The 1,372-nt window shown below is 76.6% G+C and carries 2 protein-coding genes; both read left to right on the top strand.

All coding sequences use genetic code 11. The features are described 5' to 3' along the window. Nucleotides 1-33: 33 nt before the first annotated feature. On the top strand, nt 34-870 hold the full coding sequence (locus AB0N07_RS51065; protein WP_365847843.1) for a biotin--[acetyl-CoA-carboxylase] ligase: 837 nt from the start codon (nt 34-36) through the stop codon (nt 868-870). A gap of 30 nt (nt 871-900) precedes the next feature. Further along, nucleotides 901-1,372, top strand: a 472-nt coding sequence (locus tag AB0N07_RS51060) for a PH domain-containing protein (RefSeq protein WP_365847841.1), incomplete at its 3' end; no start/stop codon positions are given.

Raw genomic sequence — 1,372 nt, 5'->3', positions numbered from 1 at the left:
CCGCCCCCGGGAACGCCGTGTATATCTAGGGGCATGCACCCCGACGACGCCCCCACCCCCGACCTGACCTGGCTGGACTCCGCCGGATCCACGCAGGATGAGCTCCTCGCACGGTTGGACCGCGAGGGGCACCGGCACGGTGCGGCCGTGGCCACCGCGGACCAGCGGGCCGGCCGGGCTCGGCACTCCCGCGTGTGGAGCGCCGCGCCGGGGGCGGCGCTCGCTCTGTCCGTGTACCTGCGTCCGGAGTCCGGCGGGGTGCCGGTCTCTCCGGCCCACCTGAGCTGGCTCTCGCTCGTCGCCTCCGCCACGGTCGCCGAGCGCCTCGCGGCCCGGGGCGTCCCGACGCACGTGAAGTGGCCGAACGACGTGCTCGCCACGGACGGGCGCAAGCTGTGCGGCGTGCTGGCCACGGTGGCGCTGTCCTCGGACGGCAAGGGGCCCGGCGTCGTCGTCGGGATGGGCGTGAACCTGGACCACCGCGCGGCCGCCCCGGTGGACACCGCCACGGACCTGGCGGAGTGGATCGGTGCGGAGGCCGTGCCCGCGCCGCGGGACCTCGCGGTCGAGCTGCGCGACGCCGTCGTGACGGCCGTGGACCGCTTCGCCGCGGGTGTGGCGGGGCAGACGGCGGCCGTGGACGGGCGTCACCCCGCCGTGGCGGCCGTGGCGGACCGCCTCTCCACCCTGGGACGCGCGGTGCGCGCCGAGCTGCCCGGCGGCGGCGTGCTGGAAGGCACGGCCGTGGGCCTCGGCCCGGGCGGCACCCTGCGGGTGAGGCACATCACACCGGACCGTGGCACAATCGAGACCGAGGTCAGTGCGGGGGACGTGGCCCACCTGCGTGGAGACGTCCATCGCGGCGCATGACACACCCGTCCCGGTCAGGAGGTGACCGCCGTGCGACTCGAGCCCGGTGAGCAGGTGATGGTGCGCACCCGCACCCACCCGCGCGCTCTGCTGCGCCCCGCCGCGGTCCTCGTGGCCGTCGCGTTCCTGCTCGGCCTGGCCGTCGGGGTGCTCGCACGCCCCGACCTGCCCGGGATCGTCGCCGCGAACCGCGCCGTGCTCGAGGCGGTCGCGTGGGTGGTCGCGGCACTCGTCCTGCTCCCCGGCACCGTCCGCCCGCTGTGGCGCTGGATCTTCCGGCGCACCGTGGTCACCGACCGCCGCATCCTCCAGCGCGCCAGCGTCGGCGGCTCCGGGGCCGCCATGCCGCTCGTGTCCATCGCCGACGTGCAGCGGCGCCGCCGCGGCTCGGGCGCCGGAGACCTGCACATCCTCTTCCAGGAGCCCGCCCGCCAGGTCCACTGGCGGCTGCGTGACGTCCCCGAGGCCGCGCGCTTCGAGAAGGCCCTGGCCCACCTGACCC

It is taken from the genome of Streptomyces sp. NPDC051172, from assembly GCF_040682555.1.
Classification (GTDB): Bacteria; Actinomycetota; Actinomycetes; order Streptomycetales; family Streptomycetaceae; genus Streptomyces.
The sequence above is the reverse complement of the archived record's forward strand: the minus strand, read 5'-3'. Positions and strand labels throughout refer to the sequence as shown.